The following is a 24586-nucleotide window of genomic DNA, read 5'->3' as shown; positions in this document are numbered from 1 at the left end:
CTCGTGCGTCAGCGCACGAGGAGCCAGGCGCCCTTCGCGACGGTCCAGCGGCGGGTCCTGAACGGGCCGGTCAGCTCGCCGTCGGCGTTGACGTGGAACGACTCGCCCTCGATGCGGATCTCGCGGCCGCGCAGGTGGGTCACGTCGTCCCGGTCCGGGTGGCGGCCCTTGCGCAGGGCCAGGGCGTAGCCGACCCGGGCGAACGGCCCGACGGCGAAGGAGACCGTGACGTCGGCGAGGCCGTCCGTCGGGTCCGCGCCCGGGCCGAGCTCACCGGTGCCGCCGGCGATCGTCGGCGCGTTGGACAACCCGGCCATCAGCACCCTGCGCCGCCCGCGCGCCACCACCGCGCCGTCGACGGTGACCCGCAGCCGCCAGCCCCGCGCGGTGAACCCGGCCAGGACCGCCCCGATCGGAAACGCGGCGATCTTCAGACGTTTCTTCAGCGGGCGGGCCTTCAGCGCTGCCTCCGCACCGGCGCCGACGTGGACGGCGTTGATGACGACACCGGCGTCCTCGGCGACGATCAGGTCGGTCGGGTGCGCGGTGCCGCCGGCGGCGAGCCGGGCGGCCGCTTCCAGGTCGTCGACCGGGATGCCGACCCCGCGGGCGAAGTCGTTGCCGGTGCCGAGCGGGATCAGCGCGACCTCGCACGCACCCGCCTCACCGCGCCGCACCAGCGCGCCGACCACGGTGTGCAACGAGCCGTCGCCGCCGACGACGACCAGCCGGCGGCCCCGGCGGGCGTCGAGGATCCGGTCGATGTCGGACGCGTCGCCGCAGGCGGCCGTCTCGACGTCACCCGCACCGGCGCCGCGCAGGACGTCGAGGACGGCCTCGACGGCATCGGCCTCGGTCCGACCGGCGAGCTCGTTCGTGACGACCAGCACCCGCTCACGATACGGCCCGCACGTCGATTGCACCGCCGTCGCGCACCGGTCCGCCCTGAGGGCCGGTTTCACGAAGAGCGATGCATCCTGGCCGGGCCGGCCCACGCGGACCCTCTTGTGCAACCGGCGTTCATGACGGCTCGACCACCTGGGCCACCGGATGGAAGCTGACCCGGTCGGGGCCGGGCAGCAGCGCCACGTCCTCGCCCGGCAGCAGTTCCTGCCCGCCGATCGCCTGCCCGAGCGCCTCCAGGGCGGCGGCGTCCACGGCGGTGGACACCACCACCGTCGCACGTCGCACCGGGTCGAACAGCACCAGGCTGCGCACCGCACCCGGCGCCGCACGGAACGCCGGCGCGATCCGCTCCCGGTAGGCGAAGTCGGCCGCGGCGAGCGCGGCCTCGGTGGCGGGCCCGTCGAAGTGCAGCACGTTCGCCGCCGCGGGGCTGGTGCCGCCGGCCGGGCCGGCGACGTCGTGCAGGACGGTGTGGCTGCCGTCGCGGTGCTCGCCGGACAGCGTCACGGTGAGCTGGTCAGCCTGGACTTCCAGAGTCGCGTACATGCGTTCAGCGTGGCCGCAGGACGGTGCCGTTCTCCTCAGTACCGACACTGAACCGCGCCGCAAGTTGCGTGCGGTTGGCGCAGCCGAGTTTCGCCAGGGCGTTGCGGACGTGCGTCTCGACCGTGCGTTCCGACAGGGTCAGCCGCTCCGCGATCTCACGGTTGGAGTGGCCTTCGGCGGCGAGCGCGGCCACCTCCCGCTCGCGCGCGGTGAGCGCGACCTCGCGGTCCAGCCCGGCGAGCAGGTCCTCGGCGCGCCGCCGCAGCGGCCGCAGCCCGAGCCGGCGGGCACTGTCGGCCGCGGCCCGGGCCACCCGTCCCGCCCTGGGCCGGTCGCCCGGTGCGCCGCGCGCGACGAGCGCCGCGGCGAGCTCGACCCGGGCGAGGACCAGCTCGGGCGGCGCCGCGACGCGCCGCTCCATCGTCTCGGCGGCCTCCAGGTGCGCGATCGCCTCGTCGTACCGACCGAGGGCACCCGCGAGCACCCCGAGAAACCGCGACACCGACCCATAACAGCCGGAGACCGAGTTGACGTGCAGTCCGGCGTGCGGGGTGAGCTCCCGCAGGCACACCTCGGCCACGCCGAGATCGCCGGCGAGCACGGCCGCCTCACCGGTCGACGCGACCACGGGCAGCCACAGCGCGTCGCGGGGCAGCCCGGGCAGCGCCGCCCGGAGCCGGTCGAACCGCGCGAGCGCACCGTCGGCCGCGCCCTGCTCGAACAGGTACCCGACCGCGAACGCGTCCGCGATCGGCACGTGCGCCGCACCCGCGAGGGTCTCCTGCAGGCCGGGCAGTTCCTCGCCGGTGCGCCGCAGCAACGCCGTCATGAACGCGTAGTACTGCCAGTACGCCGACAGGTCCTGCATCCGCAGCGCGACGGTGTGCGCCCGGCCGATGTGCACCGCCGCCGCACCCAGGTCACCGGCGAGCCAGGCAGCGGTCGCCCGTGCGCGCGCCGCGTGCCACCGCGCGACGGGCCAGCCGAGCCGGTCCGCCAGCTCCTCCAGCGCGCTCAGCTCGAGCTGGAACGCCGGCATCGCCCCGAGCAGCAACGACGCCTCGATCCGCCAGATCCTGCCCCACAACGCGGCGTCGGGCCGGTCCTCGCGCGCGCCGAGATCGATCATCCTGGTGCCGAGCGCCAGCTGCTCGGCGATGTGGTCGGGCCCGGCCACCGCCTCCTTCATGGCGTGCAGCGCGTCGACGACGGCGGCGGGGTCACCGGCCTCCTCGGCGAGTTCGAGCGCCAGGCCCGCCGTCCGGACCACACCGCCCGCCGCCGTCCCGCTTGCGATGCCGGCCCCGGTGGCGGTGCCGGGGCTGGCCGCGATGCCGGCCCCGGTGGCGGTGCTGGTTGCGGGGCTGGTTGCGGGGCTGGTTGCGGGGCTGGTTGCGGGGCTGGTTGCGGGGCTGGTTGCGGGGCTGGTTGCGGGGCTGGTCTCGGTTGCGGCGCCGGCCGCGGTTCCGGTCTCAGGATCGGCCGCGGTGCCGGTTGCGGGGCTGGGCTCGGGGGCCGGGGTGGCCGCCGTCGTTCCCGGGGTGGTCGGCGTTGCTCCGGGGACGCTGCCGAGGCTCGCCTCGATGAACGCCCGCTGGGCGAGGACCCGGGAGCGCCGCGCGGAGCGCTCGTCGCCGAGCAGCGCCTCGGCCCGTGCGCACAACGTCAGCACCGCCGGCATGGCCCCACCGCCCACGCCGCGGACAACGACAGCGGCCCGAGCGGCGAGGTCCGCCGTGCCGAACGGGCCGCTGAGGCACCGGCGCAGCGCGGCGTCGATGCGCCCCAGCCGATATTCGGCCTCGGCGGCGGCCAGGATCAGTTCCGGGTCGTCCCCGGCGACGGTGAGCGCCTGGTCGAGCCAGCGGACGGCGTCCTCGAAGGCGAACCGCCGGGCCGCGTCGGCCGCGGCGGCCCGCGCGGCGTCGGCGGCGGCCCGGCGGCTCGGCGCGTCGACGGCGGCGCGGAGCCGGTGCCGGGCGAGGCCGGCCGGGTCGTCGTGGACGGCGTCCGCGAGCCGCCGGTGCCAGGTGAGGCGTTCGGTGCGGGTCATCGTCTCGTACCTGGCCTGCCGCACGAGGTCGTGCACGAACCGCAACCGGCCGCCCGGCGCGGTGTCCTCGACCAGGACACCGGCGGTCATCGCTTCCGCCAGCAGCGCCTCCCGGTCATCCTCAGGTAGGAGCGCGGGGTCGATCTCGGCGCCGATCGCGCTGCAACCGCCGAGCAGGTCGCGGCAGGCAGGGCTCAGCCGGGACAGCCTGGCCTCGACGATCCGGCGCAGCTCCACCGGCAGCCGGCCCGCCTGCCCCGCGCCGCCCGCACCCGGCACCCATCCCCCATCGCCGGCCCGCAGCCCTTCAGCCGGCAGGGCGCGCTCGCCACCGGCCCGCAACGCCTCGCCGCCGGCAGGCACGCCCCCGACGCCAGGCAGCCGCCCCTCACCACCCGGCAGCCGCCCCTCACCACCCGGCAGCCGCCCCTCACCACCGATCTGCGTCCCCGCCCCGCCGCGCACTGCACGGTCATCGCCGACCTGGGCCTCCCCGTCGGCCGGCGCACGGTCACCGCCGACCCGCGAACCCCCGTCACCCGGCAACCGTCCCCCACCACCGACCCGCAACCCGTCGCCACCGGGCAGCGCGCCCGCATGACCCGGCTCCCGCTCCCCGCCACCGACCCGCGAACCCCCACCACCCGGCGACACCGCCCCGCCATCGACCCGCGAACCTCCGGCGCCGGGCAAGGCGCCGACGGGTGGGGATTCGAGGCGGGTGAGTTCGCGGACGTACAGGGCGTTGCCGCCGCTCTGCCGGTGCACGCGGTCCACCCGGGCCGGGTCGACCGGGCCGCCGGTCGTGCCGCGCAGGTAGTGCGCAACGTCGGCGCTGGTGAGACCGCCGAGCCGGAGCTCGGTCAGGTTGGGCAGGTCGGTCAGGGCCGCCGGAAGGGGGGTCGGGCCGTCGGGGTCGCGGACCGTGCACACGACGACGAGAAACGAGTCGGACAGGTCGGCGCACACGTGGCGCAGCAGTCGCAGCGACGCCGGGTCGGCCCAGTGGGCATCCTCCAGGACGACGACCGCAGGCGGCGCGGCCAGCAGCGCTCTCGCGGCCCGGTCGAGGACCTCGAACTGGGCCACCGGGATCCGCCCGGCCGACGGGTCCGATGCCGGGTCGTGCGGCCCGGGCAGCAGCGTGTCCGGGTCGAGGCCCGGGATCCCGTGATCCTGACCGGTGCGCAGGATGCGCCGCCACGGCCACAGGGCGGGCGCGCCGTCGCCGGCCCGGCCGAGCAGGACGGGCCGGCCGGTGTCGGCGGTGAACCGGTCGACCAGGGTGCTCTTGCCGATGCCGGCCTCGCCGGTGACGAGCACCGCGGCGCCGTGTCCGGCGCGCGCCTGGTCCGCGGCCCGCCGCAGCGCCGCCAGCTCAGCGGTCCGGCCGACGAAGACGGTCATGCCCGACAGTCTGCCGGACGGGTCAGCTGCCGGCCTTGACCCAGGCCGCGATTTGCGTGCGCGACTCGAGGTTGAGCTTGCTGAGGATGTTGGAGACGTGGACGGCGGCTGTCCGCGGTGAGATGTACAGCCGGCGGGCCAGCTCGGCGTTCGTCAGCCCCTCGGCGAGCAGCACCGCAACCTCCCGCTCGCGCGGGGTCAGCGCCTGGTCGCCGGCGACCGGGGTGCCGAGGCCGAGCCGCCCGCGCAGGGCCGACAGCTCAGCGACCCGCCACCCGGACCAGCGGGCGAGGAGCGGCTCGGCGGTGCGCACGTGCTGGCGGGCGCCGTCGAGGTCGCCGAGGGCGAGCAGGCAGCGGGCGGCGCCGACGTGGCCGGAGCCCTTCGTGGCGGGCAGCAGCATCGACGGCTCGGCGACGGCGCGCCGGTAGCCGGCAAGGGCAGCAGCGTGGTCACCGGCCGCCTCGGCGATCTGCGCGTCGGCGAGCCACCGCCACGCGTCGTCGAAGAACGGGTCGTCGATCGCGGCGGCGACGGGCCGCAGCTCGTCGACGCCGAGCCCGCCGACGAGGCCGGCGGAGATGATGTCGTGGGCGAAGTCGCGGCCGGTGACCCCGGTGACGCGGACCGCGTCGAGGACCGCCCGGAGCAGCTCGCGGGCCTGCTCGGTCTGCCCGCGCCGGGCGACCAGGTGGAACTGCAGGCCGGGCACGGACGTCTGGGTCAGCATCGTGTAGGTGTCGGTCGCCTCCGCCATGCCGCGGATGACCGTGTCGGCCCGGTCGAGCTCGCCGGCTTCCAGGAGCAGCCCGGCGAAGAACACGCCGTGGTAGTCGATGCCGTTGCGGGTGCGCAGCAGGCCCCGGTCGCGCCGACGGGCCGACTCGAGCTCGGCGAGCGCTCCACCGAGGTTGCCCTCCTGCACGGCGAGCCGGGCCCGTCCCTGGAAGTAGGCGGCGACGGCGAGGGACTCGAACCCGGCCCGCTCCGCGAACGTCCGCATCCGCTCCAGCGCCGCGGCCCAGTCCGCCGGGCCACCGGGCAGCAGGTTGTACAGGTTGTTGAGCGACCGCGCCGCGAGCAGCCACTCCCCCTCCTGCTCGGCCTCCTGCGCCGCCTCGTTGAGCAGCTTGATCCCGTCGTCGACGCCGGCCGCGAAGTTGACGAGCGCGGAGCCCTTCTCGACCTTGCCGGCCAGCCACACACCCGGCAGGCCCAGCTCCTCGCCGAGGGTGATCGCCTTGTCCGCCCATTCGATGGCGCGTTCGGTGTCGTCGTGCAGCATGTACGCCTGAGCGATCGCCGCATACGCGTGCGCCTTGGCCGGCCCGTCGTCGAGTGGCTCGATCTCCGCCCGCAGCTCGGCGGCCCGTTCCTGCATGCTGCCGCTGCTGCCGATCTCCCAGCTGAGCCGCACGAGCAGCCGCAGCGCGTCGGCGCGTTCGCCGCGGGTGCCGGCCGCGGCCAGCCAGCGCCGGCCGAGCTCCTGCGCGTCGTCGAGGAGCCCGGCCAGCCACGCCGCGCGGGCCCCGCACGCCAGCAGCTCCACGTCGTCGGGCAGCTCGTCGAGGCCCATCTCGGCCAGCTGCAGCGCCTGATACGGCGAGCCCATCGCCAGGTAGGTGGCCAGCCCCCGCCGGGCGGCCTCGACCATGTCCAGGTAGCGCCCGGCGCCGCGGGCGTGGTGCGCGACCAGCGCGTAGTCCTTGCTGCCGGTCGACAGCAGCGTTTCGAGGGCCAGCTCGTGCAGGCGGCGGCGCTGCCGGGCGAGCATCTCGTCGACGAGCGCCTCACGGGTCAGCGCGTGCCGGAAGCTGAACTCGTCGTCGCCGGTCTCCACCATCAGCCCGCGCCGCACCAGGTCCCGCAGCGCGTCGATGAGCTCCGGCTCGCTGTGGCTGGTCACCGCCGCGAGCAGGTCGAACGGCACCTTGCGGCCCAACACCGCGGCCGCCTCGACGATCCGCTTCTCGGTCGGGTCGAGGTCGTCGAGCTGCCGCCGGAGCGCCTCCGCCACGTTCCACGGCAGCGGCCGGTCGCACAGCGTGTCGAGGTCCTCGTCGCCGTTTGCCTTGATCAGCTCTTCGAGGAAGAACGGGTTGCCGCCGGTGCGGTTGTGCAGTGACAGCGCCGTCCGGTACGCCGGAGGCCGGCCCGTCACGGACTTGAGGAACCGCGACGTCTCGGCGAGGTTGAGCCGCTCCAGCCGCACGTTGGTGACCATGTATCGCCGCTCGAGCCTGGTCAGCAGGTCGGCCAGGGGATGCCGGCGGGTCACCTCGTCCGGCCGGTAGGTGCCGATGAGCAGCCGGCTGCCGGGCAGGTCCGCGATCCGCTCGAACAGCGCCACGCTCTCCGAGTCGGCCCAGTGCAGGTCCTCGAACACGACCACCGACGGCCCCGGCGTCGTCAGCAGCCGCACGATCTCCAGCCCGGCCTGGATCCGGTCGATCATCGACCGCGACGCGTCGGTGACGATGACGAGCAGCTCCGGGTCGAGCTCGGTCGAGCGGTGGCAGCTGTCGATCGCGTCGAGCAGCACCTCGAACGGCCGGCTCAGCGTGCCGGGATCGGCCTGTCCGTCCAGCACCGGCACCGTCTCGGGCAACCCCGTGAACAGCTCCTGCACCAGACGGCTCTTGCCGATGCCCGGCTCGCCGCCGAGCATGGCGATGGAAGGCTCGGACCCGTCGAGAAGCCGCCGCAACCGGCGTAGCTCATCGTCGCGGCCGACCATCACCTGGCTCACTCCGTTACGGCTGGCCCGCACGCCACCAGCCTACCGGCGGGCGGCCGGTGCGATGGCTGTGACGGACGCGACCTGCGCCACCATGGCCGGTCGTCCCCGTTGCCGCGCCGCGTGCGGCGGTGCAGCCCGAGGAGGTCCTCCTGGCGGTGCTGGACCTGAACGAAGAGGAACACTGGATGCATCATTTCGTAGCTCCCTGACTCGGTGTTGTCTCCATCCTGGTCGTGTAAGGAGCCATTTCCATCGGTACCTGTTACGTATCTTGGCCGCCGACCCGGTACCTAGTCCGCCGCCGCCACGCGTAGTCACCCCGCCCGCCGCCCGATCCGGTGCTGCTGAGGTCCGGTTCGGCCTCGTTGCCCGCGCCGGCAGTGGATCTCCCCCGATGATCCACTGCCGGCCGGCTGCCCACACAGCCGCCTTCGCCCGCCTCACGACCGAAGGACGGATCTGCGGGTCACCTGGCCCGCATGCACAACAGCCCCGGACGGCCCAGCGTCAACGGCACCCGGAGGGAGGTGGGTGCCGGAGACGCTGAGCGTCCGGGGCTGCGGGGTGTCGGACCTGGACTCAGGCCGCCGCACCGGAGCGGCTCGCTCGGCGGCGCAGCTTCACGCGGCTTGACCAATGCTTGGCCTCGTCGAGCATGTGCAACTGCCGCTGGCGGACGAGCTCGGTCAGGAGGATCGGGTGGATGTTCATGTCGGGCTCCTTCTTCGATCTGTGTGCCTATATCGTCGCGCGGTAAGGTCCGTGCAACATCGGTAACACTTACCTAATCCCACCGGGGCGGCATACGTAGTCGGCCGCACGACCGACGTACGTACACGTAGACGACAGAGCCCGGAACTGGGTATCCGGTCCCGCATGATGCTGATCGGCACGTCGGGCTGGCAGTACCGCGACTGGAAGGGCCCGTTCTACCCGGCCGCGCTCCCGCAGCGATGCTGGCTGGAGCACTACGCCAGCGTGTTCGGCACGGTGGAGGTCAACAACGCGTTCTACCGGCTGCCGGAGCGCTCGACGTTCGAGGCGTGGCGGGACCGCACGCCCGGGGACTTCGTCGTCGCGGTCAAGGCCAGCCGGTACCTGACCCACGTCCGCCGCCTCCGGGACCCGCAGGAGCCGGTCGGGCGGCTCATGGAACGGGCGGCCGGACTGGGCAGCCGGCTCGGACCCGTGCTGCTGCAACTGCCGCCGACCATGCGCGTCGACGTGGCCGCGCTGGACGCGACGCTCGCGGCGTTTCCCAGGGACACGCGGGTGGCGGTCGAGCCGCGGCACGCCTCGTGGTGGGTCGACGAGGTGCGGCAGGTGCTGCGGGACCGGGGCGCGGCGCTGAGCTGGGCGGACCGCGGGAGCCGGCCGGTGACGCCGCTATGGTCGACCGGCGACTGGGGGTACCTGCGGCTGCACGAAGGGCGGGCGAAGCCGTGGCCGCGGTATGGGCGGACCGCGCTGGACACGTGGGCCGGCCGGCTGGCGCGGTTCACGAACTCCTACGTCTACTGCAACAACGACCCCGGCGGCGCGGCGGTGCGGGACGCCCTCGCGCTGGCCGGGCTGGCGCGGCGACGGGGTCTGGAGGTCGGCCGGGCCGGACCGCCGTAGGCTGTCGCGATGGCCAAGTTCCTGTGCGTGATCGTGCTGCTGATCGCGTTGTTCACGTTCCTCATCTGGCAACGCAACCGGCTGCTGCGCCGCGGCCACCGCGACGAGGACTGACCAGGCCGCGACGAGGACCGATCAGCACGGATCCAGGTCGAGGGACTCGGTGGTGGCGGCGACGAACAGTCCCGGCATCGGCCCACCCGGCAGGGTGACGAGGGTGGCACCGACGGTCACCACCGCGAGGCCGTGCCGCGGGTTGGGCATGTCCGGCAGCGCCCGCCACCGGTCCGCGGCCGGTTCGAACAGCTCCACCTGCGGGAACGTCGCCTTGCCCTCGCCACCCACGGCGACGACCCAGCCGTGGCAGGTGCCGGTCGCGGCGAGGCCACCGCGCGCGGTCGGCAGGTCGGGGCGCCTGGTCCAGGCGCCGGTGGCCGGGTCGTAGGACTCGACGGTGGCGAGGTTGCCCGCGCCCGTGCGGCCACCGACGGTGTAGAACAGCCCGCCCGCGGCCGCGCCGCCGAGGTGCTCGCGCCGCGTGGGCGGTCCGGGTGCGGAGCGCCACCGGTCGGTCCCGCTGTCGTAGACGAGCATGGAGCCGGCCAGGACGTCCTTGCCAGGGCCGATGCCGCCCGCCACGAAGATCGAAGTGCCAAGTGCGGCGCCGGTACCGGCACCGCGCGCCTCCGGCATGTCCGCCACCGATTCCCACCGGCTCAGGTCGCCGGCCAGCTTGAACGCCGCGGCGCTCGGGGTGCCGTCGCCGAGGTAGCCGCCGAACACGTAGACCACGCCGTCGACCGCGGCGGCCATCGCGTGGTTGACGGCGAGCGGCAGCGGTGGCCCGGTGCTCCAGGCACGCGTGGCGGTGTCGTAGATCTCGACGGTTTTGACGCTGCCGCCGTCGCGCTGATACCCGCCCGCGACCACGATCCGCGTCCCGGTGACGGCGGCAGCGACCTCGGTGCGCTCGGAGGGCGCGTCGGGCAGTCTCCGCCACGGACCGGTGGCCTGATTTGTGCCGGTTGCTGCCGTAGTGGTGGGATGAGTGGGCCCGGACGGACCGTCGCAGGCGGTCAGCCCAAGCAGCATCGCTGCGGCCAGCAGTGTGACCCGCATGGTTCCAGTGTCGTCGATGCAACGCCGGTCGGTACAGATGCGCGCTTCAGAAGTTTCAATTCATCCGATAGCCGATAAATTGGCAGGACAAAACCGGCAGATACCCCGGAGTCGGTCTACTTATCGCGTTCAGAGAATTGCTGAGGGTGATGAGGGGACAACGGAGCCGCTATGTTCCCGATATTCTGTGTGCTCTATGGGGACCGGAGGGGGGCCGCCACATGGGCATGCGAGGTTTCGTGGCACAACATGAGCGTCTGCGTGACGCGCGGTGACCGCTACGCAGGACATCGCCGCGCACTCGTCGGCGACGGAGACCGTGCTGCACCTGCATCGGGCGGCCAACGCCGTCCGGCAGCACGTCGAGCAGGTGGTGCTGCGTCCACGGCAGCTGACGTGGACCGGTTTCGTGGTGCTGCGCACGGTGGCGGCGGCCAGGAGGATGGAGACGAGGCACGTCGCCGAGCAGGCGGGCATCTCCAAGGCCACGCTGACCGGCGTCGTCGACACGCTGTCCGGCCGGGGGCTGGTGCGCCGCAGCGACCATCCCGACGACGGCCGACTGGTCGTGCTGCAACTGACCCGCAAGGGCCAGCGGCTCATCCGTGAGCTGCTGCCGGAGTCGCAAAGCGAGGAGGTCTTCGCCCTTTCCTATCTGGAGCCAGCACAACTCGCCGTCGTCACGACTGCGCTGCGTGGAATGATCGCTCACCTGGAGCGACCACGCTGAAGTGGCGCGCATCCGCGTCATCCGACCGGGTGTCAGTCGTTGGACGGAGCAGGTCAACAGGTGTGACCTCCGGCGCGGACGTCTGCCCGCATCTCGACTAGTGTCGGGGCACCATGCGCGGATGCCGCCCGGTGCAAATGTGCCCGAACGGGCACGAGGGTTGCATCCAGGGTGGTCTTTTCATCTTGCGGTGGACAGATCAGACTGCATAGGACCTGTGCCGAGTTGCTGGAAGGACCCCGATGACCGAGGCTGGCAAGCACGACGGCGCCGGCGAGTCCGGCACGCCGGACCTGCCGCTGCGTTCGGCCGCGCCGTCGCGTCGCGCCGCCATCGGTGACCTCAACAACAACGACCCGATCCGCATCGACGACTACCGGCTGATCGGTCAGCTCGGCGTCGGCGGCATGGGCACCGTCTACCTGGCGCAGTCCTCCGACGGCTCGCGGGTCGCGGTGAAGCTGGTCCACGCGCACCTCGCCCGCGACCCCCGGTTCCGGGTGCGCTTCGCCGGCGAGGTCAGGGCCGCGCAGCGGGTCCCCGGCTTCTGCACCGCGCGGGTGCTCGACTCGGGGATGCACGAGGACCGGCCATATCTGGTCACCGAGTATCTCGAGGGCATCCCGCTGTCCCGGCTCGTCGCCGACGACGGCCCGCTCGACCCGGCGATGCTGCACAGCGTCGCGCTGGGCGTCGCGGCCGCGCTCGCCGCCATCCACAACGTCGGCCTGGTCCACCGCGACCTCAAGCCGAGCAACCTCATGGTCACCCTCGGCGGGGTCCGGATCATCGACTTCGGCATCGCCCGCGCGATGGACGCCGCGAGCGACATCACCGGCACCGGCAACATCGTCGGCAGCCTCGGCTGGGCCTCGCCCGAGCAGCTGCGCGCCGAGGAGCCCTCGGCCGCCATGGACATCTTCGGCTGGGGCTGCCTGGTCGCGTTCGCGGCCACGGGACGCCACCCGTATGGCGGCGAGGAGGCCGCGGCCCGCGCCTGGAAGATCCTCGAGGGCGAGCCGGACCTCAACGGCATCCCCGACCCCGTCCGGGAGCTCGTCGCCGCCGCGCTCAGCCGCGATCCCCTGGACCGGCCCGACGCCCGGCAGCTGCTGCTCGGCCTCGCCGTCGACGACCTCGACGCGGCGCCCCTGCCGGCGCAGCGCCGCTGGCTGCGCGGCTCCACCCCGATGTCGCGCCGCCGGGTGACCTCGATGGCGATCGCGGTGCCGATGGCCCTGGCGCTCGTCTTCGCCGCGGCCGAGACCACCTCGGACATGATGGGCGGCAAGTCCGACCCCGGCACCCACCGCGGCAGCACGAGCGGCGACGAGGTCGGCGCCAACCTGTCCCCGGCACCCAACCCGAACGTGACCGCCGGCCAGCGGCCCAACCCGGGCTCCACGACCACGGTGGGCAACCCGACCAACGGTCCCCAGGTGTTCCCGACCGGGTCCGGCCTCGTGTCGGCCACGGCGACCGAGGTTGTCACGGCGACCGCGACGACACCGGTGACGACGACGACCGCGCCGAGCCCGACACCAACCACGGCGGAGCCGACCACCCCTGCGCCGACCACGACCGAGCCACAGGACCCCGGCCCCGGCAACGTCGTTCCCTGACGCCACGCACAGGTCGGGAGCGGCACCCCCTTGATGGGGCACCGCTCCCGTTTTCGTCTCCGGTCAGAGCACGTGCGTGAGGTAACCCTCGATCGACTCGGCGAGGACGTCCGCGCCCGGCCGGGACCAGACGGCCTCGTGGAAGACCTCGACCTCGATCGGGCCGGTGTACCCGGTCGCGTCGACCGCCTCGCGGAATCGGCGCAGCTCGACACAGCCCGTGCCGGGCAGCCCTCGGCCGAGCAGCACGCCCTCCGGCAGCGGCGTGATCCAGTCGGCCACCTGGAAACAGGCGATCCGTCCCTCGGCGCCCGCCCTGGCCAGTTGCGTCCAGACCTGGTCGTCCCACCACAGGTGATACGTGTCGACGGCCACCCCCACCGCCGCCGGCGGGAACGGCGCCGCGAGATCCAGCGCGTTGGACAGGGTCGACACCACGCAGCGGTCCGAGGCGAACATCGGGTGGAGGGGCTCGATCGCCAGCTGCACCCCGGCCGCCTCGGCGTGTGGGACCAGTTCGCCGATCGCGTCACCGACGGTGCGGCGCGCCGCGTCCAGGTCCCGGCTACCCTCCGGGAGCCCGCCGCTGACCAGGACGAGCACCGGCGCGCCCAGCGTCGCCGCCTCGTCGATGGCGCGCCGGTTGTCGTCGAACCAGCCGGGTGTGGTGAAGAACCCGCCCCGGCACAGCGTCGTCACGCTCATGCCCGCCGCGCGGACCAGGGCGGCGGTGCGTTCGAGGCCGAACGTGTCGACCTGGTCGCGCCACAGCCCGAGCTGCGAGACGCCCTGCTTCACGCAGCCCTTGACGGTCTCGTCGACCGGCCAGCGCTTCGTGGTGGCCTGATTGAGGGAGAACCGGTCGAGCGCGCCGCTCACAGGTCGAGGGCCGGGATCTCGACGCGGCGGCCCTCACGGGCGGCCTGCAGGCCGAGCTCGGCGAGCTGGACGCCGCGGGCGCCGGCGGCGAAGTCCCACGGGAAGTCGGTGCCGTCCACGACGTGCCGCAGGAACAGCTCCCACTGCGCCTTGAAACCGTTGTCGAACGGCTCGTTGTCCGGCACCGCCTGCCACTGCGCGCGGAACGGCTCGGTGACCGGCAGGTCCGGGTTCCACACCGGCTTCGGCGTCGTCCCGCGGTGCTGGACGTGGCACTCCCGCAGGCCCGCGACGGCGCTGCCGTGGGTGCCGTCGACCTGGAACTCGACCAGCTCGTCACGGCGGACCCGGACCGTCCACGAGGAGTTGATCTGCGCCACGATGCCGCCCTCGAGCTCGAACGTGCCGTAGGCCGCATCGTCGGCGGTCGCCTCGTACGGCGTACCACTTTCGTCCACCCGGGTCTGGATGTGGGTTGCAACGGTCGCCTGCACGGAGCGGATGGGCGCGAACAGCTGCTCCAGCACGTACTGCCAGTGCGGGAACATGTCCACCACGATGCCGCCACCGTCGGCGGCGCGGTAGTTCCACGACGGGCGTTGCGCGGCCTGCCAGTCACCTTCGAAGACCCAGTAGCCGAACTCGCCGCGCACCGACAGAATCCGGCCGAAGAATCCACCGTCGATGAGCCGCTTCAGCTTGCGCAGGCCCGGCAGGAACAGCTTGTCCTGCACCACCCCGTGCTTGACGCCGGCCGCCCGCGCGGCACGGCAGAGCGCGACCGCGGCGTCGGTGTCATCGGCCAGGGGCTTCTCGGTGTAGATGTGCTTGCCGGCGTCGATGGCCGCGCGGATCGCCTTCTCCCGCTGCTGGGTCACCTGCGCGTCGAAGTAGATCTGCACGTCGGGCCGGGCGAGCGCGGCGTCGAGGTCGGTCGTCCACTCGGTCAGGCCGTGTGCCGCCGCCAGCTGCGCCAGCTTGTCGGCGTTGCGGCCGACGAGGACGGGCTCCGGCCAGATCAGCGAGCCGTCGCGGGACGGCAGGCCGCCCGCCTCGCGGATGGCGAGCAGGGAGCGGACCAGATGCTGGCGGTACCCCATGCGGCCGGTGACGCCGTTGAGCACGATACCGATCGGGATGCGGGACACAGGACTCCTCAGGCTCCTCATGCGACGGTTGCGTGGTACGTGTCGAGCAGGCCGCACATGCCGTGCCGGCCGTGTTCGCTCGGCGCGGGCAGCACGTTGATGCCGCCCCGGCCGAGATGACCCGCGTCGCCGGCGGCGAGCGCGTCGATCTGCCGGCCCGTCTCCAGCGCGGCCTGGAGCGCGCCGCGCTCCCACCGCTCGCGCCAGGCGGGCAGTTTGGGTGCGATCAGCCTGGCGGCGGCCGCCTGGAACGCCTGCAGCGCGTCGGGTCCGCTCTCCCGCAGCGCGAGGAAGCCGGTGACGGCAAGGTCGCGGCGGCGGAACGCGGCGCTGATGTCGCTGCCCGGCACCCCGCCCTCGGGCAGCGTGGCGGCCTGCGCGTACGCCGCGGGATCCGCCAGGACGTCCGGCGGGAACGTCAGCACGGCGTCGCCGGCTTCGGGCAGGCCGCTGTTCTGCATGATGACGACGATCTGCAGGCCGCCCTGGTTGACGAGGCGGTGGATCGTGCCCGGCGGGAACCAGGCGACGGTGCCGGTGCGCAGCGGCGTCTCGCGGTACCCCTCGCCGGACAGCGTCTGCACGAGCCCCTCGCCGGCGGCCACCACGTACCCCTCCGAGCAGGTGAGGTGCATGTGCGGCGTCCCGCCCAGGAGCCCGTCGGGTGCCACCGAGTCGTAGACGGACAACCGGGAGATCCCGACCGCTCCGGGCATCTGGTCCGTCATGGTCACCCCTTCATCCCAGGAAAACGCTTTCCTCTGGTACTGACGACGCTAACCCGTATGCTGCGAACGAGTCAATGGAAGGAGGCGGACGATGGCGACGCTCGCCGACGTGGCCCGCCGTGCCGGGGTGTCCCCCGCAACCGCCTCGCGGATCATCAGCGGTAGCACCAAACTCGTCACCGACGAGCTGCGCGAGCGGGTCCTGCGCGCCGTCGACGAGCTGCAGTACGTGCCCAACGCGCACGCCCAGTTCCTCGCCAGGGCCCAGCGCACCGCGGTCGGCGTCATCGTGCACGACGTGTCCGACCCGTACTTCGCCGAGATCACCCGGGGCCTGCAACAGGTCGCCACCGCGAACGGGCGGCTCGTCATCATCTGCAACAGTTACCGCGACCCGTCCCGCGAGCTGGAATACGTGGAGCTGCTGCGGGCCCAGCAGGTCGCGGCGATCATCCTGGCCGGCTCCGGCTACCACGACCCCGCGTTCACGAAGGCGTTGACGGGCAAACTGGGCGCGTACACCCGCACCGGCGGCCGGGTCAGCGTCATCGGCCGGCACGAGCTGCCCGGCGACGCGGTCATGCCGGCCAACGCCGACGGCGGGCACCTCGCCGGCGTCGAGGTGTTCGGCGGCGGCCACCGCAAGGTCGGGGTCATCGCCGGCCCGAAGGTGCTGACCACGACCACCGACCGGCTCGCCGGGCTGCGCCGGGCCGCCCGCCAGTACGGCCGGACCCTGCCCCAGCGCCGGATCGTCTTCGCCGACTTCGACCGCGACAGCGGCGCCGCCGCGACCCGGCAGCTGCTGGACGACTCGCCCGACCTGACCGCGATCGTGGCCCTGAACGACTCGATGGCCGTCGGCACGCTCAGCGTGCTGCGGGAGCGGGGCATCGCGGTGCCGTCCCAGATGAGCGTGGTCGGGTTCGACGACATGCCGATCGCCAGGGACGTGACGCCGGCGCTGACCACGGTGCGGCTGCCGCTGACGGAGATGGGCGCGCGGGCGATGACGCTCGCACTGGAGGACCGGGCCCGGACCCCGCGGGTCGAACCGGCCCCGGCGACGCTGGTCCACCGGGAGTCCTCGGCCCCGCTGACCTGATGGTCCGGCGCTTGGGTGCTTTGCGGTGATCTGCGCTGTTCCTGGTGGCTGTGGTACTCCCAGTCGCCGCCTTGTCGATGGGTTCCGTTCTTAGGCCTGATCGGTGTTCTGGAGCCGAATCAAGCGCTCGACAGCGCTGGATCCCGTGCGTTTCGGAGGGCGGGGAACAGGCCCCACCGACCGACCGCGACGTCAATCCGCAACAGGCTTCCGGACCGCCCGATCCGTCCTTGGATCACGGCCGACGTTTCCCCAGACCGGGATGGCTCCGCGGATGGCGGGCCTCAAGGGGCAGCGGCGATCTCGGCGTAGCTCGGCAGGCCGGTGGCGCGCACCGGAGTGCCGTCGCGGACCGCGCGGGCGGCCTCGACGGTCGCCGCGAGCGCCACCCGGAACAGCAGCGACCCGGTGCTCACCCGCCGCACCCCCAGCGCCGTCAACTCGGCAAGCGTGGGTCCGCAAGGGTCGTGCAGCACATTGACCGGCAGATCCACCGCACGGACGACGGCCGCGATGTCCGCCGGCTCACGCAATCCCGGGACGAAGATCCCGTCGGCGCCCGCATCCGCGTACGCCCTCACCCGCCGCAGCGTCTCCGCCAGATCCCCGGCCCGCTGCCAGTGGGTGTCGGTGCGGGCGTTGACGAACAGCTCCGGCAGCTCCCGTTTCACCGCCCGGATCAGGCGCACCTGCGGCTCGACCGGCCCCATCGCGTCCTCGACGTTGATCCCGGCGGCGCCGGCCGCGGCGACCGCGACCGCCATGCCGACCGACCCGCGCTCGATGTCGACCGTCACGTGGCACGGCAGCCCGGCGATCCTGCGGACGAGCCGCAACGTGTCGGCGTCGGTGGCACCTTCCCCGTCGGGCAGCCCGTTGACGGCGGCGACGCCGAGGCTGGTCGTGCCGATCGCCGGGAAGCCCGCACCGGCGAGAAGCCGGGCTGAGGCGACGTCCCAGGCGTTCGGCAGGATGAGCGGGTCACCGGCGCGGTGCAGCGAGCGGAAGTCGTTCACCGCACATCACCACCGTCGACCACCGCACCGTCGACCGCCGAGCCACCGGCCGCCGCGCTGTCGACTGCCACACCATCGACCCCCACACCACCGACCCCCACACCACCGACCCCCACACCACCGACCACCGCACCACTGACTCCCACACCACCGACCCCCACACCACCGACCCCCACACCACCGACCCCCACACCACCGACCCCCACACCACCGACCCCCACGCCGTCGACCGCCGCACCACTGACTCCCACACCACCGACTCCCACACCACCGACCGCTGCACCGGAGCTGCCGCGCAGCGCGCCCTCGGCGAGCGCGAGTGCGTGGGTGCGGCCAGGGCAGCCGCGCGGGCCGGCACCGAACGGGATGCCGCGCAGGCTGACCCGCACCACCTCGCCCGCCTCGACGCGGCCACTGCGGGGGTGGTCCGCCGCCGCGTGGGCGGCGTTGAGGTCGGTCGACCGGGTGGCCATCCGCTTGGTGGCGGGGACCGGCGGGGTGTCGCGCAACGCGGTTTCCAGGTCGGTGGTCCGGGCCCGGTCGATCAGGGTGGCCGTCGCGTCGCAGGCCTGGACCAGCACCCCGATCCGCGCGGCGATCAGCTCGTCGGGCGTGCCGCCGAACGTGTCGATCAGCACCCGCACGGCCAGGTCCGCCGCTGCCTCGTCGCCGGTGCCGGGCTGGTACGCGGCCGCGACCGCACGGACCGCGTCGGTCGTCCTTGGGGAGGAGTCCAGGCCGAGCGCGGCGGCGAGGAGTTGCACGGGGTGCGCGTGCGGGGATGACGCGGCCGCCTCACGCAGCGCCACCGGGTCCACTGTGGACAGCAGGGACTCGCTGAGGGCGCGGCGACGGGTGTGCGCCTCCCCGGTGCTGAACCGGCCGACGGTGGACCGCAGCCAGGCGACGCCGGCTGTGGCAGGGGGCACCGGCGGGACGACGAAGGCGGGGTCGTGGAGCACGGCGAGAGCGTCGTGCAGGTCGTCGATCATCTGCATGGGACGAACGTACGGCCGGGACCGTTCGGTGCCCGACGAACTGACGACGGGGACAATGGGACCGTGAACGCTCCGTCCTCGCTCGCCAGGCTCGCCGCGCTGCTCGCCGATGAGACCAGGGCCGCGATGTGCCTGGCGTTGCTCGACGGGCGGGCGTGGACCGCCGGCGAGCTGGCCCGGCACGCCGGGGTTGCGCGGTCCACGGCGACGGAACACCTGCACCGGTTGACGGCCGGCGGGCTGCTGGCCGAGGAACGGCAGGGGCGGCACCGGTACGTCCGGCTCGCCGACCCGTCGGTCGCCGCGCTCCTGGAGGACATGTCGGCGCGGCTGGCACCGGACGCGCAACGGCCGGTGGGGTTGCGGGCGGCGACGGCGTCCGCGGCCCTCGCGCGGGGCCGGACCTGCTACGACCACCTCGCCGGGCGGCTCGGGGTGGCGGTGACGGACGCGCTGACGGCGCGCGGGCTGCTGGACCAGACGGGCGGGTTCGCGTTGACGGAGGCCGGCCGGGCCTGGATGGCCGGTCAGGGCCTGGCGTTGGACGGCGGGAAGCGGCCGGTGGCCCGGGGTTGCCTGGACTGGACGGAGCGGCGGCCGCACCTGGCCGGGATCGCCGGCGCGCGGCTGTGCGAGCGGTTCATGGCCCGCGGCTGGGTGGCCCGGATCGGGTCCGGCCGGGCGGTGCGGGTCACGCCGGACGGCCGGGCGGCGCTCGCCGACCTGCTCGGCATCGACGGCGTCGATTAGGTTTCGCAGCGGTTGGGTACTCAGCGGTCACTACCAAGGAGGCCGTTGTGTTCGCTGTTGTTGCCGCGATCCTGTTCGCTGTCGCGCTGCTGATGGACCTGTTCGGTGCCGACGCCGGGCCCATCCTCGACGTGGGGACCCTGAGCCTGGCCGGGTTCCTGTGCGTCGCCCTGCACCTGGCCGGCGCGGGCACCTGGCACACCCGCTACGGAAGCTACCGCCGGGGTCGCCGCCGCTGACCGCCCGCAACCCGCTGCCACGGCCGCGTCCGACCTCAGTACGGGGTCCGGGCGCGGTCGTCGTCCTGGTGGCCGACACTGGCTGGTATGAGTGTGCGCATCGAACGGGCCGGTCCGGTGTGGACGGTCGTGCTGGACCGGCCGGAGACCCGCAACGCCGTCGACCGGGACACGGCGGAACGGCTCGCGGCCGCGTTCCGGGAGTTCGACGCCGATGGCACCGCCGCGGTCGCGGTGCTGTGGGGCGCCGGCGGCACGTTCTGCTCCGGCGCCGACCTGAAGGCGGTCGCAACCGGCGACGGGCTCCGCGTCGAGGCGGACGGCGACGGCCCGCTCGGCCCGACCCGCATGCGGCTGAACAAGCCGGTGATCGCCGCGGTCGCCGGCCACGCGGTCGCGGGCGGCCTGGAGCTGGCGATCTGGTGCGATCTGCGGGTGGTCGAGGAGACCGCGACGTTCGGCGTGTACTGCCGGCGCTGGGGCGTACCCCTGATCGACGGCGGCACGGTCCGGCTGCCGCAGCTGATCGGGGTCGGCCGCGCCCTCGACCTGATCCTCACCGGCCGTCCGGTCGACGCGGCCGAGGCGCACCGGATCGGTCTCGCCGACCGGGTCGTGCCGGCCGGCGGGTCCCGGCCCGCGGCGGAGGCACTCGCGGCCACGCTCGCTGCCCTGCCGCAGGACTGCCTGCGCAACGACCGCCACTCGGTGTACGAGTCACTGGGGCGCCCCCTACCGGACGCCCTCGCGATCGAGCACGGCTACGGCGTGGCGTCCCTACGCGCGGGCGCGGCGGCCGGTGCCGCCCGGTTCGCCGCCGGCGAGGGCCGCGGCGGCACCTGACGACGCCCGTCGCGATGGGGCGCGCCCCGGCCGCTCCGCCACGGAGATCAACGGACGGAGGATGCCCGGACCGCGAGAAACCGGCGAAAGGTACTTATCGGGACACCAGACCGCCGCGCCACGCCGCCGCGCCACGCCACGCCGCCGCGCCACGCCACGCCGCCGCGCCACCGCACCGCCGCGTCACGTCGCATCACCGCGCCGCCGCACCGACCCACCTGGCGGCGTCGGGGTCGTGGCCCTCGAAGCATCGCTGCTCAGGGCGACCGCGGCGACCGAGCCGGACGCCGGAACCGTAGGGTGGGCGAATGGTCGACAGAAGTGCAGTCGAAGCGGCGGCCCAGCGGATCGACGGGCAGGTGCGGCGCACCCCGTCGATCGAGGTGGCGCCCGGCCTGTGGTTCAAGCTGGAGCTGCTGCAGCACAGCGGCTCGTTCAAGGCCCGCGGGGCGTTCAACCGGATCCTGGCCGCCCGCGAGGCGGGTGAGCTGCCGGCCGCCGGGGTCGTCGCCGCGTCCGGCGGCAACGCCGGGCTCGCCGTGGCGTTCGCGGCGGCGCGGCTCGGCATCCCGGCCGAGGTGTTCGTGCCGCAGGTGGCGCCGGCGGTGAAGGTGCGCCGGCTGCGGGAGCTCGGCGCGGTCGTGCACCAGCACGGCCGGGAGTACGCGGAGGCGTACGCCGCCTCGACGATCCGGGTGGCGGAGACCGGTGCGCTGTTCGTGCACGCCTACGACCAGCCCGAGATCGTCGCGGGTCAGGGCACTCTCGCCCTGGAGTTGCCCGACGTCGACACCGTCCTGGTCGCCACCGGCGGTGGCGGGCTCGTCGGTGGCATCGCGGCGGCGATCGGTGACCGGGCACGGGTCGTCGCGGTCGAGCCGGTCGGTGCACCGACGTTGCACGCAGCGCTCGCCGCGGGTCATCCCGTGGACGTAGCGGTGGACAGCGTCGCCGCGGACTCGCTGGGCGCGCGGCGCATCGGGACGATCGGCTTCGACGCGGCCGTGCGGCACGGGGTGCGGAGCCTGCTCGTGGACGACGACGCGATCGTCCGGGCCCGGCGGCGGCTGTGGGCGGAGCACCGGATCGTGGTCGAGCTCGGCGCGGCCGCCGCGTTCGCCGCGCTGGACCTGATTGAGGCCGGGCCGCAGGGTGGCGGCGCGCACCGGGTGGCGGTGGTGCTGTGCGGGGCGAACACCGATCCGGCGGATCTCACCGCTGAGACAGTTCAGGATCTGTCTCAGGGCGTGTAGCCTGCCTGGCATGCCGCTCGATGAGATCTTCGACGCGGCCATGCGGCGGTTCCTGGAGCAGCGCCGGGTCGACATGCGCTCGCTCGCGGTCGAGCTGGGCATGGGCCGCGCCACCCTGTACCGGCGCGCCGGCAGCCGCGACCAGCTGCTGGGTCAGGTGTTGTGGCAGCTCACCCAGCGCAGCCTGCAGCGGGCCGTCAAGCACGCGGAGGGCCGGCGCGGCGCCGACCGGATCCTGGCCGTGATCGGCAACTTCCTTGCCGGCGTCATCGAGCAGCCGAGCCTGCGGCACTTCCTCGCCGCGGAGCCCGAGGCGGCGCTGCGCATCCTCACGTCGAAGCACGGTGTCGTCCAGCCAGGGGTCCGCGCCCACCTGGAGGGCCTCCTGCAGGAGGAGATCGCGGCCGGCGCCTTCACCCCCAGGATGGACGCGCGGACCCTGGCCTTCGTCCTGGTGCGCATCGGCGAGAGCTTCCTCTACGCCGACGCGATCGCCGACGGCGAACCGGACGTGGAGCAGGCGTTGCTGGTCATCGGGCGGCTCCTGGACGACCAGCCCTGACAGGGCGAGGCGCACAGGCACCGACGGCCGCGCCGGGAGTTGCACGGCACCCGGCTACCCGCCGGTACCCGAGTGCACAGAAGTCTCGACGAACGTACGATGGCCGCGGTCGAAAAAAGCGGACATGTCGGAAACGTCCATCGACCGCGGGAACTGCCACTTGCGCCAGGACGTATGTTCTTCGCATGGCCACGGTGCTGCTGGTTGAGGACGACCATGTCGTGCGGGGTGCCCTGCTGCGCTCCCTGACCGACCGGGGCCACACGGTGCATGCGGTCGGCACCGCCCTGGAGGCGTTGCGGCGGTTCGCCGCGGAGACACCTGACCTGGTCGTGCTCGACCTCGGGCTGCCCGACCTCGACGGGGCCGACGCCCTGCGGATGCTGCGCGGCATCGCGGACACCCCGATCATCATCGCCACCGCCCGCGACGACGAGGCGGAGATCGTCCGGCTGCTCAAGGCGGGCGCCGACGACTACATGATCAAGCCGTTCACGTCCGCCCACCTCGACGCCCGGATGACCTCCGTGCTGCGCCGCACCGGACGGGCGAGCCGCGAGGAACCCACCGCCATCGAGGTGGGAGGCTTGCGGGTGGACATCGGACAACGGCAGGCACACCTGCACGGCGAGCCGCTGACGCTGACCCGCAAAGAGTTCGACCTGCTGGCGTACCTCGCCGCCCGTCCCGGACGGGTGGTCTCACGCCGCGAGCTGTTGGAGGAGGTATGGCGGCAACCCTCAGTGGGCGAGGACCAGACGATCGACGTGCATCTGTACTGGCTACGCCGGAAACTTGGCGAGAGCGCCTCGGCGCCCAGATACCTGCACACCGTGCGGGGCGTGGGCTTCAGGTTCGCGGCCCCGGACTGAGGCGGACCCTCGCCTACGTCTGCGCCGCGGTCACCACGATGGTGGCCCTGGCGTTCCTGATCCCACTCGGGCTGGTCGTGCAGCAGCTCGCCCGCGAGCGTGCCTTCGCCGACGCCGAACGCCAGACCGCCGTGGTCGTGGCGGTCCTCACCGTGACCACGGACCCCCTGGCGATCGAGCGGGCCATCGCCAGCACCGGCGGCCCGGCGGTCAGCCGCGTGTCGGTGCACAACCTCGGCGAGGAGGGCCTGGAAATCGGGACCGGGCACGCCGCCGCCAAGGACCTCGCCCACGCCGCCGACCAGGCCGCGCCGGTCACCGCGACCGTCGCCGGCGGCCTGTCCTACCTGGAGCCGGTGGACGTCGGATCCGGGCGCACGGCGGTTGTCGAGGTCTTCATCCCCGAGGATGAGCTGTCCGACGGGGTCAGTGGCGCCTGGTGGGCCCTGAGCGCCGTCGCCCTGGGCCTCGTCATCGCCTCGGTCTGGGTCGGCGACCGCCTCGCGGCGAAGGTCACCGCGTCGGCCCGGCAGCTCGCCGGTGCCGCGGGAGCGCTCAGCGAGGGGTACCTCGACGTGCGGCTCGACCCGTCCGGGCCGCGGGAGCTGGCCGAGGCGAGTTTCGCGCTCAACGTGATGGCGGATCGCATCATGGCCCTGCTGACCAACGAACGCGAACTGGTCGCGGACCTGTCGCACCGGCTGCGCACGCCGCTGACCGCGCTCCGGCTCGACGCGGAGACCCTGGACGACAGTCAGGACGCCGACCGGATCCGCGACGCCATCGCCGCGCTCGAGGTCGAGATCGACAAGCTGATCCGCGCCATGCGCGAGCCGATCGACGCGCACTCCCCCACCCCGGACCGCGGCGAACGCAGCGACGGGGCGGCCGCCTCGACCGGCGAGCAGGGCTGCGACGTCGCCGAGGTCGTGCGGGACCGGATGATGTTCTGGTCCGCCGTCGCCGGCGATCAGGAGCGCGACTGCAAGGCGGTCGGCACGGACCGGCCGGCCCCCGTCCACGTCGCGAAGAGCGAGCTCGCCGCCGCGCTGGACGCACTGATCGGCAACGTGATCCGGTACACCCCACAGGGCGTCCCCTTCGAGGTCGCGGTGACCCGGCGCGACGACGGCTACGTCGTGCTGCGGGTGGAGGACGGCGGACCCGGCATCCCCGACCCGGAGCTCGCGCTGCAGCGCGGCGAGAGCGGCCAGGGCTCGACGGGCCTGGGCCTGGACATCGTGCGGCGGGTCGCGGTGGAGGGCAACGGCACCGTCAACATCGGCACGTCCGGCACCCTCGGCGGCGCCAGCGTCGTCATCGTCATGGCCGACGCCGATCCCGCCCCGGTGGAACAACCGCCGCAGAGCCGCTTCGGCCTGGTCGGCCGCCTCTCCCGCGAGCCGAACGAACGCCGCCGCCGCGGCAAACCCGCCCCGTAGCCCGAGCC

22 protein-coding genes are annotated in these 24586 nt (G+C 73.6%); 11 read left to right on the top strand and 11 right to left on the bottom strand.

Annotated elements, in window-relative coordinates:
- Window positions 1-8 precede the first annotated feature (8 nt).
- The 5 genes from ACFPIJ_RS21010 to ACFPIJ_RS20990 all read right to left on the bottom strand — a co-directional run bounded on the left by ACFPIJ_RS21010 (window position 9) and on the right by ACFPIJ_RS20990 (window position 8363).
- Window positions 9-890: a diacylglycerol/lipid kinase family protein gene (locus ACFPIJ_RS21010; RefSeq protein WP_380116872.1), complete on the bottom strand. Its 882-nt coding sequence runs from the start codon at window positions 888-890 to the stop codon at window positions 9-11.
- Between the two features lie 130 nt (window positions 891-1020).
- Window positions 1021-1452 carry a hypothetical protein gene (locus ACFPIJ_RS21005; protein WP_380116871.1) on the bottom strand — a complete coding sequence of 144 codons (432 nt, stop codon included), beginning with the start codon at window positions 1450-1452 and terminating at the stop codon, window positions 1021-1023.
- A 4-nt stretch (window positions 1453-1456) separates the two neighbouring features.
- A complete protein-coding gene (locus ACFPIJ_RS21000; RefSeq protein WP_380116870.1) occupies window positions 1457-4912 on the bottom strand; it encodes a helix-turn-helix transcriptional regulator in 3456 nt (1151 codons plus the stop codon).
- A gap of 22 nt (window positions 4913-4934) precedes the next feature.
- Window positions 4935-7682, bottom strand: a complete 2748-nt coding sequence (locus ACFPIJ_RS20995) for an ATP-binding protein (RefSeq protein WP_380116869.1) — start codon at window positions 7680-7682, stop codon at window positions 4935-4937.
- A 549-nt stretch (window positions 7683-8231) separates the two neighbouring features.
- Window positions 8232-8363: a hypothetical protein gene (locus ACFPIJ_RS20990; protein WP_380116868.1), complete on the bottom strand. Its 132-nt coding sequence runs from the start codon at window positions 8361-8363 to the stop codon at window positions 8232-8234.
- A gap of 165 nt (window positions 8364-8528) precedes the next feature.
- Here ACFPIJ_RS20990 and ACFPIJ_RS20985 point away from each other — a divergent pair, with 165 nt between their 5' ends.
- Window positions 8529-9272: a DUF72 domain-containing protein gene (locus ACFPIJ_RS20985; RefSeq protein ID WP_380116867.1), complete on the top strand. Its 744-nt coding sequence runs from the start codon at window positions 8529-8531 to the stop codon at window positions 9270-9272.
- Between the two features lie 135 nt (window positions 9273-9407).
- Here the strand turns inward: ACFPIJ_RS20985 and ACFPIJ_RS20980 are convergent, their stop codons facing one another.
- Entirely contained in the window at window positions 9408-10391 is a 984-nt protein-coding gene (locus ACFPIJ_RS20980; RefSeq protein ID WP_380116866.1) for a Kelch repeat-containing protein, read from the bottom strand.
- A gap of 271 nt (window positions 10392-10662) precedes the next feature.
- Here ACFPIJ_RS20980 and ACFPIJ_RS20975 point away from each other — a divergent pair, with 271 nt between their 5' ends.
- Both ACFPIJ_RS20975 and ACFPIJ_RS20970 read left to right on the top strand, forming a co-directional pair.
- Window positions 10663-11121, top strand: a complete 459-nt coding sequence (locus ACFPIJ_RS20975; protein WP_203853711.1) for a MarR family winged helix-turn-helix transcriptional regulator — start codon at window positions 10663-10665, stop codon at window positions 11119-11121.
- 242 nt (window positions 11122-11363) lie between these two features.
- Window positions 11364-12743 (top strand): serine/threonine-protein kinase, encoded by a 1380-nt coding sequence (locus ACFPIJ_RS20970; RefSeq protein WP_380116865.1) that lies wholly within the window; start codon window positions 11364-11366, stop codon window positions 12741-12743.
- A gap of 63 nt (window positions 12744-12806) precedes the next feature.
- Here ACFPIJ_RS20970 and ACFPIJ_RS20965 read toward each other — a convergent pair whose 3' ends face one another.
- The 3 genes from ACFPIJ_RS20965 to ACFPIJ_RS20955 are packed head-to-tail and all read right to left on the bottom strand — an operon-like array spanning window position 12807 to window position 15498.
- A complete protein-coding gene (locus tag ACFPIJ_RS20965; RefSeq protein WP_380116864.1) occupies window positions 12807-13622 on the bottom strand; it encodes a sugar phosphate isomerase/epimerase family protein in 816 nt (271 codons plus the stop codon).
- Entirely contained in the window at window positions 13619-14770 is a 1152-nt protein-coding gene (locus ACFPIJ_RS20960; RefSeq protein ID WP_380116863.1) for a Gfo/Idh/MocA family protein, read from the bottom strand. The genes ACFPIJ_RS20965 and ACFPIJ_RS20960 overlap by 4 nt, the downstream gene beginning before the upstream one ends.
- Window positions 14771-14787: 17 nt before the next feature.
- Window positions 14788-15498, bottom strand: a complete 711-nt coding sequence (locus tag ACFPIJ_RS20955; RefSeq protein WP_380116862.1) for a cupin domain-containing protein — start codon at window positions 15496-15498, stop codon at window positions 14788-14790.
- Between the two features lie 91 nt (window positions 15499-15589).
- On the opposite strand from ACFPIJ_RS20955, the gene ACFPIJ_RS20950 reads away from it, so the two are divergent.
- Window positions 15590-16603, top strand: a complete 1014-nt coding sequence (locus ACFPIJ_RS20950; protein ID WP_380116861.1) for a LacI family DNA-binding transcriptional regulator — start codon at window positions 15590-15592, stop codon at window positions 16601-16603.
- A 284-nt stretch (window positions 16604-16887) separates the two neighbouring features.
- Here ACFPIJ_RS20950 and ACFPIJ_RS20945 read toward each other — a convergent pair whose 3' ends face one another.
- Window positions 16888-17619 carry an isocitrate lyase/PEP mutase family protein gene (locus tag ACFPIJ_RS20945; RefSeq protein ID WP_380116860.1) on the bottom strand — a complete coding sequence of 244 codons (732 nt, stop codon included), beginning with the start codon at window positions 17617-17619 and terminating at the stop codon, window positions 16888-16890.
- A complete protein-coding gene (locus ACFPIJ_RS20940) occupies window positions 17616-18617 on the bottom strand; it encodes a hypothetical protein (RefSeq protein WP_380116859.1) in 1002 nt (333 codons plus the stop codon). Before ACFPIJ_RS20940 ends, ACFPIJ_RS20945 begins: the two co-directional genes overlap by 4 nt.
- Before the next feature lie 63 nt (window positions 18618-18680).
- Between ACFPIJ_RS20940 and ACFPIJ_RS20935 the strand changes: the two genes are divergently transcribed.
- The 7 genes from ACFPIJ_RS20935 to ACFPIJ_RS20905 all read left to right on the top strand — a co-directional run bounded on the left by ACFPIJ_RS20935 (window position 18681) and on the right by ACFPIJ_RS20905 (window position 24578).
- On the top strand, window positions 18681-19367 hold the full coding sequence (locus tag ACFPIJ_RS20935; protein WP_380116858.1) for an ArsR/SmtB family transcription factor: 687 nt from the start codon (window positions 18681-18683) through the stop codon (window positions 19365-19367).
- Between the two features lie 47 nt (window positions 19368-19414).
- Window positions 19415-19606: a hypothetical protein gene (locus tag ACFPIJ_RS20930; protein WP_203853720.1), complete on the top strand. Its 192-nt coding sequence runs from the start codon at window positions 19415-19417 to the stop codon at window positions 19604-19606.
- Window positions 19607-19693: 87 nt separating this feature from the next.
- The gene (locus ACFPIJ_RS20925) at window positions 19694-20449 is read left to right on the top strand and encodes a crotonase/enoyl-CoA hydratase family protein (RefSeq protein WP_380116857.1); all 756 of its coding nucleotides are present in this window, start codon (window positions 19694-19696) and stop codon (window positions 20447-20449) included.
- Between the two features lie 308 nt (window positions 20450-20757).
- Entirely contained in the window at window positions 20758-21702 is a 945-nt protein-coding gene (locus ACFPIJ_RS20920) for a threonine/serine dehydratase (RefSeq protein ID WP_380116856.1), read from the top strand.
- Window positions 21703-21712: 10 nt separating this feature from the next.
- Window positions 21713-22264 carry a QsdR family transcriptional regulator gene (locus tag ACFPIJ_RS20915; RefSeq protein ID WP_380116855.1) on the top strand — a complete coding sequence of 184 codons (552 nt, stop codon included), beginning with the start codon at window positions 21713-21715 and terminating at the stop codon, window positions 22262-22264.
- Window positions 22265-22449: 185 nt separating this feature from the next.
- Complete coding sequence (locus ACFPIJ_RS20910) at window positions 22450-23136, top strand: response regulator transcription factor (RefSeq protein ID WP_033363396.1); 687 nt, start codon at window positions 22450-22452, stop codon at window positions 23134-23136.
- A 38-nt stretch (window positions 23137-23174) separates the two neighbouring features.
- A complete protein-coding gene (locus tag ACFPIJ_RS20905; protein ID WP_203853724.1) occupies window positions 23175-24578 on the top strand; it encodes a HAMP domain-containing sensor histidine kinase in 1404 nt (467 codons plus the stop codon).
- The last annotated feature ends 8 nt before the right edge of the window (window positions 24579-24586 follow it).

Source organism: Dactylosporangium cerinum, assembly GCF_042653625.1.
In the GTDB taxonomy this organism is placed as follows: domain Bacteria; phylum Actinomycetota; class Actinomycetes; order Mycobacteriales; family Micromonosporaceae; genus Dactylosporangium; species Dactylosporangium cerinum.
Note: the sequence above shows the minus strand (reverse complement) of the source record. Positions and strands in the feature narration are given on the sequence as shown.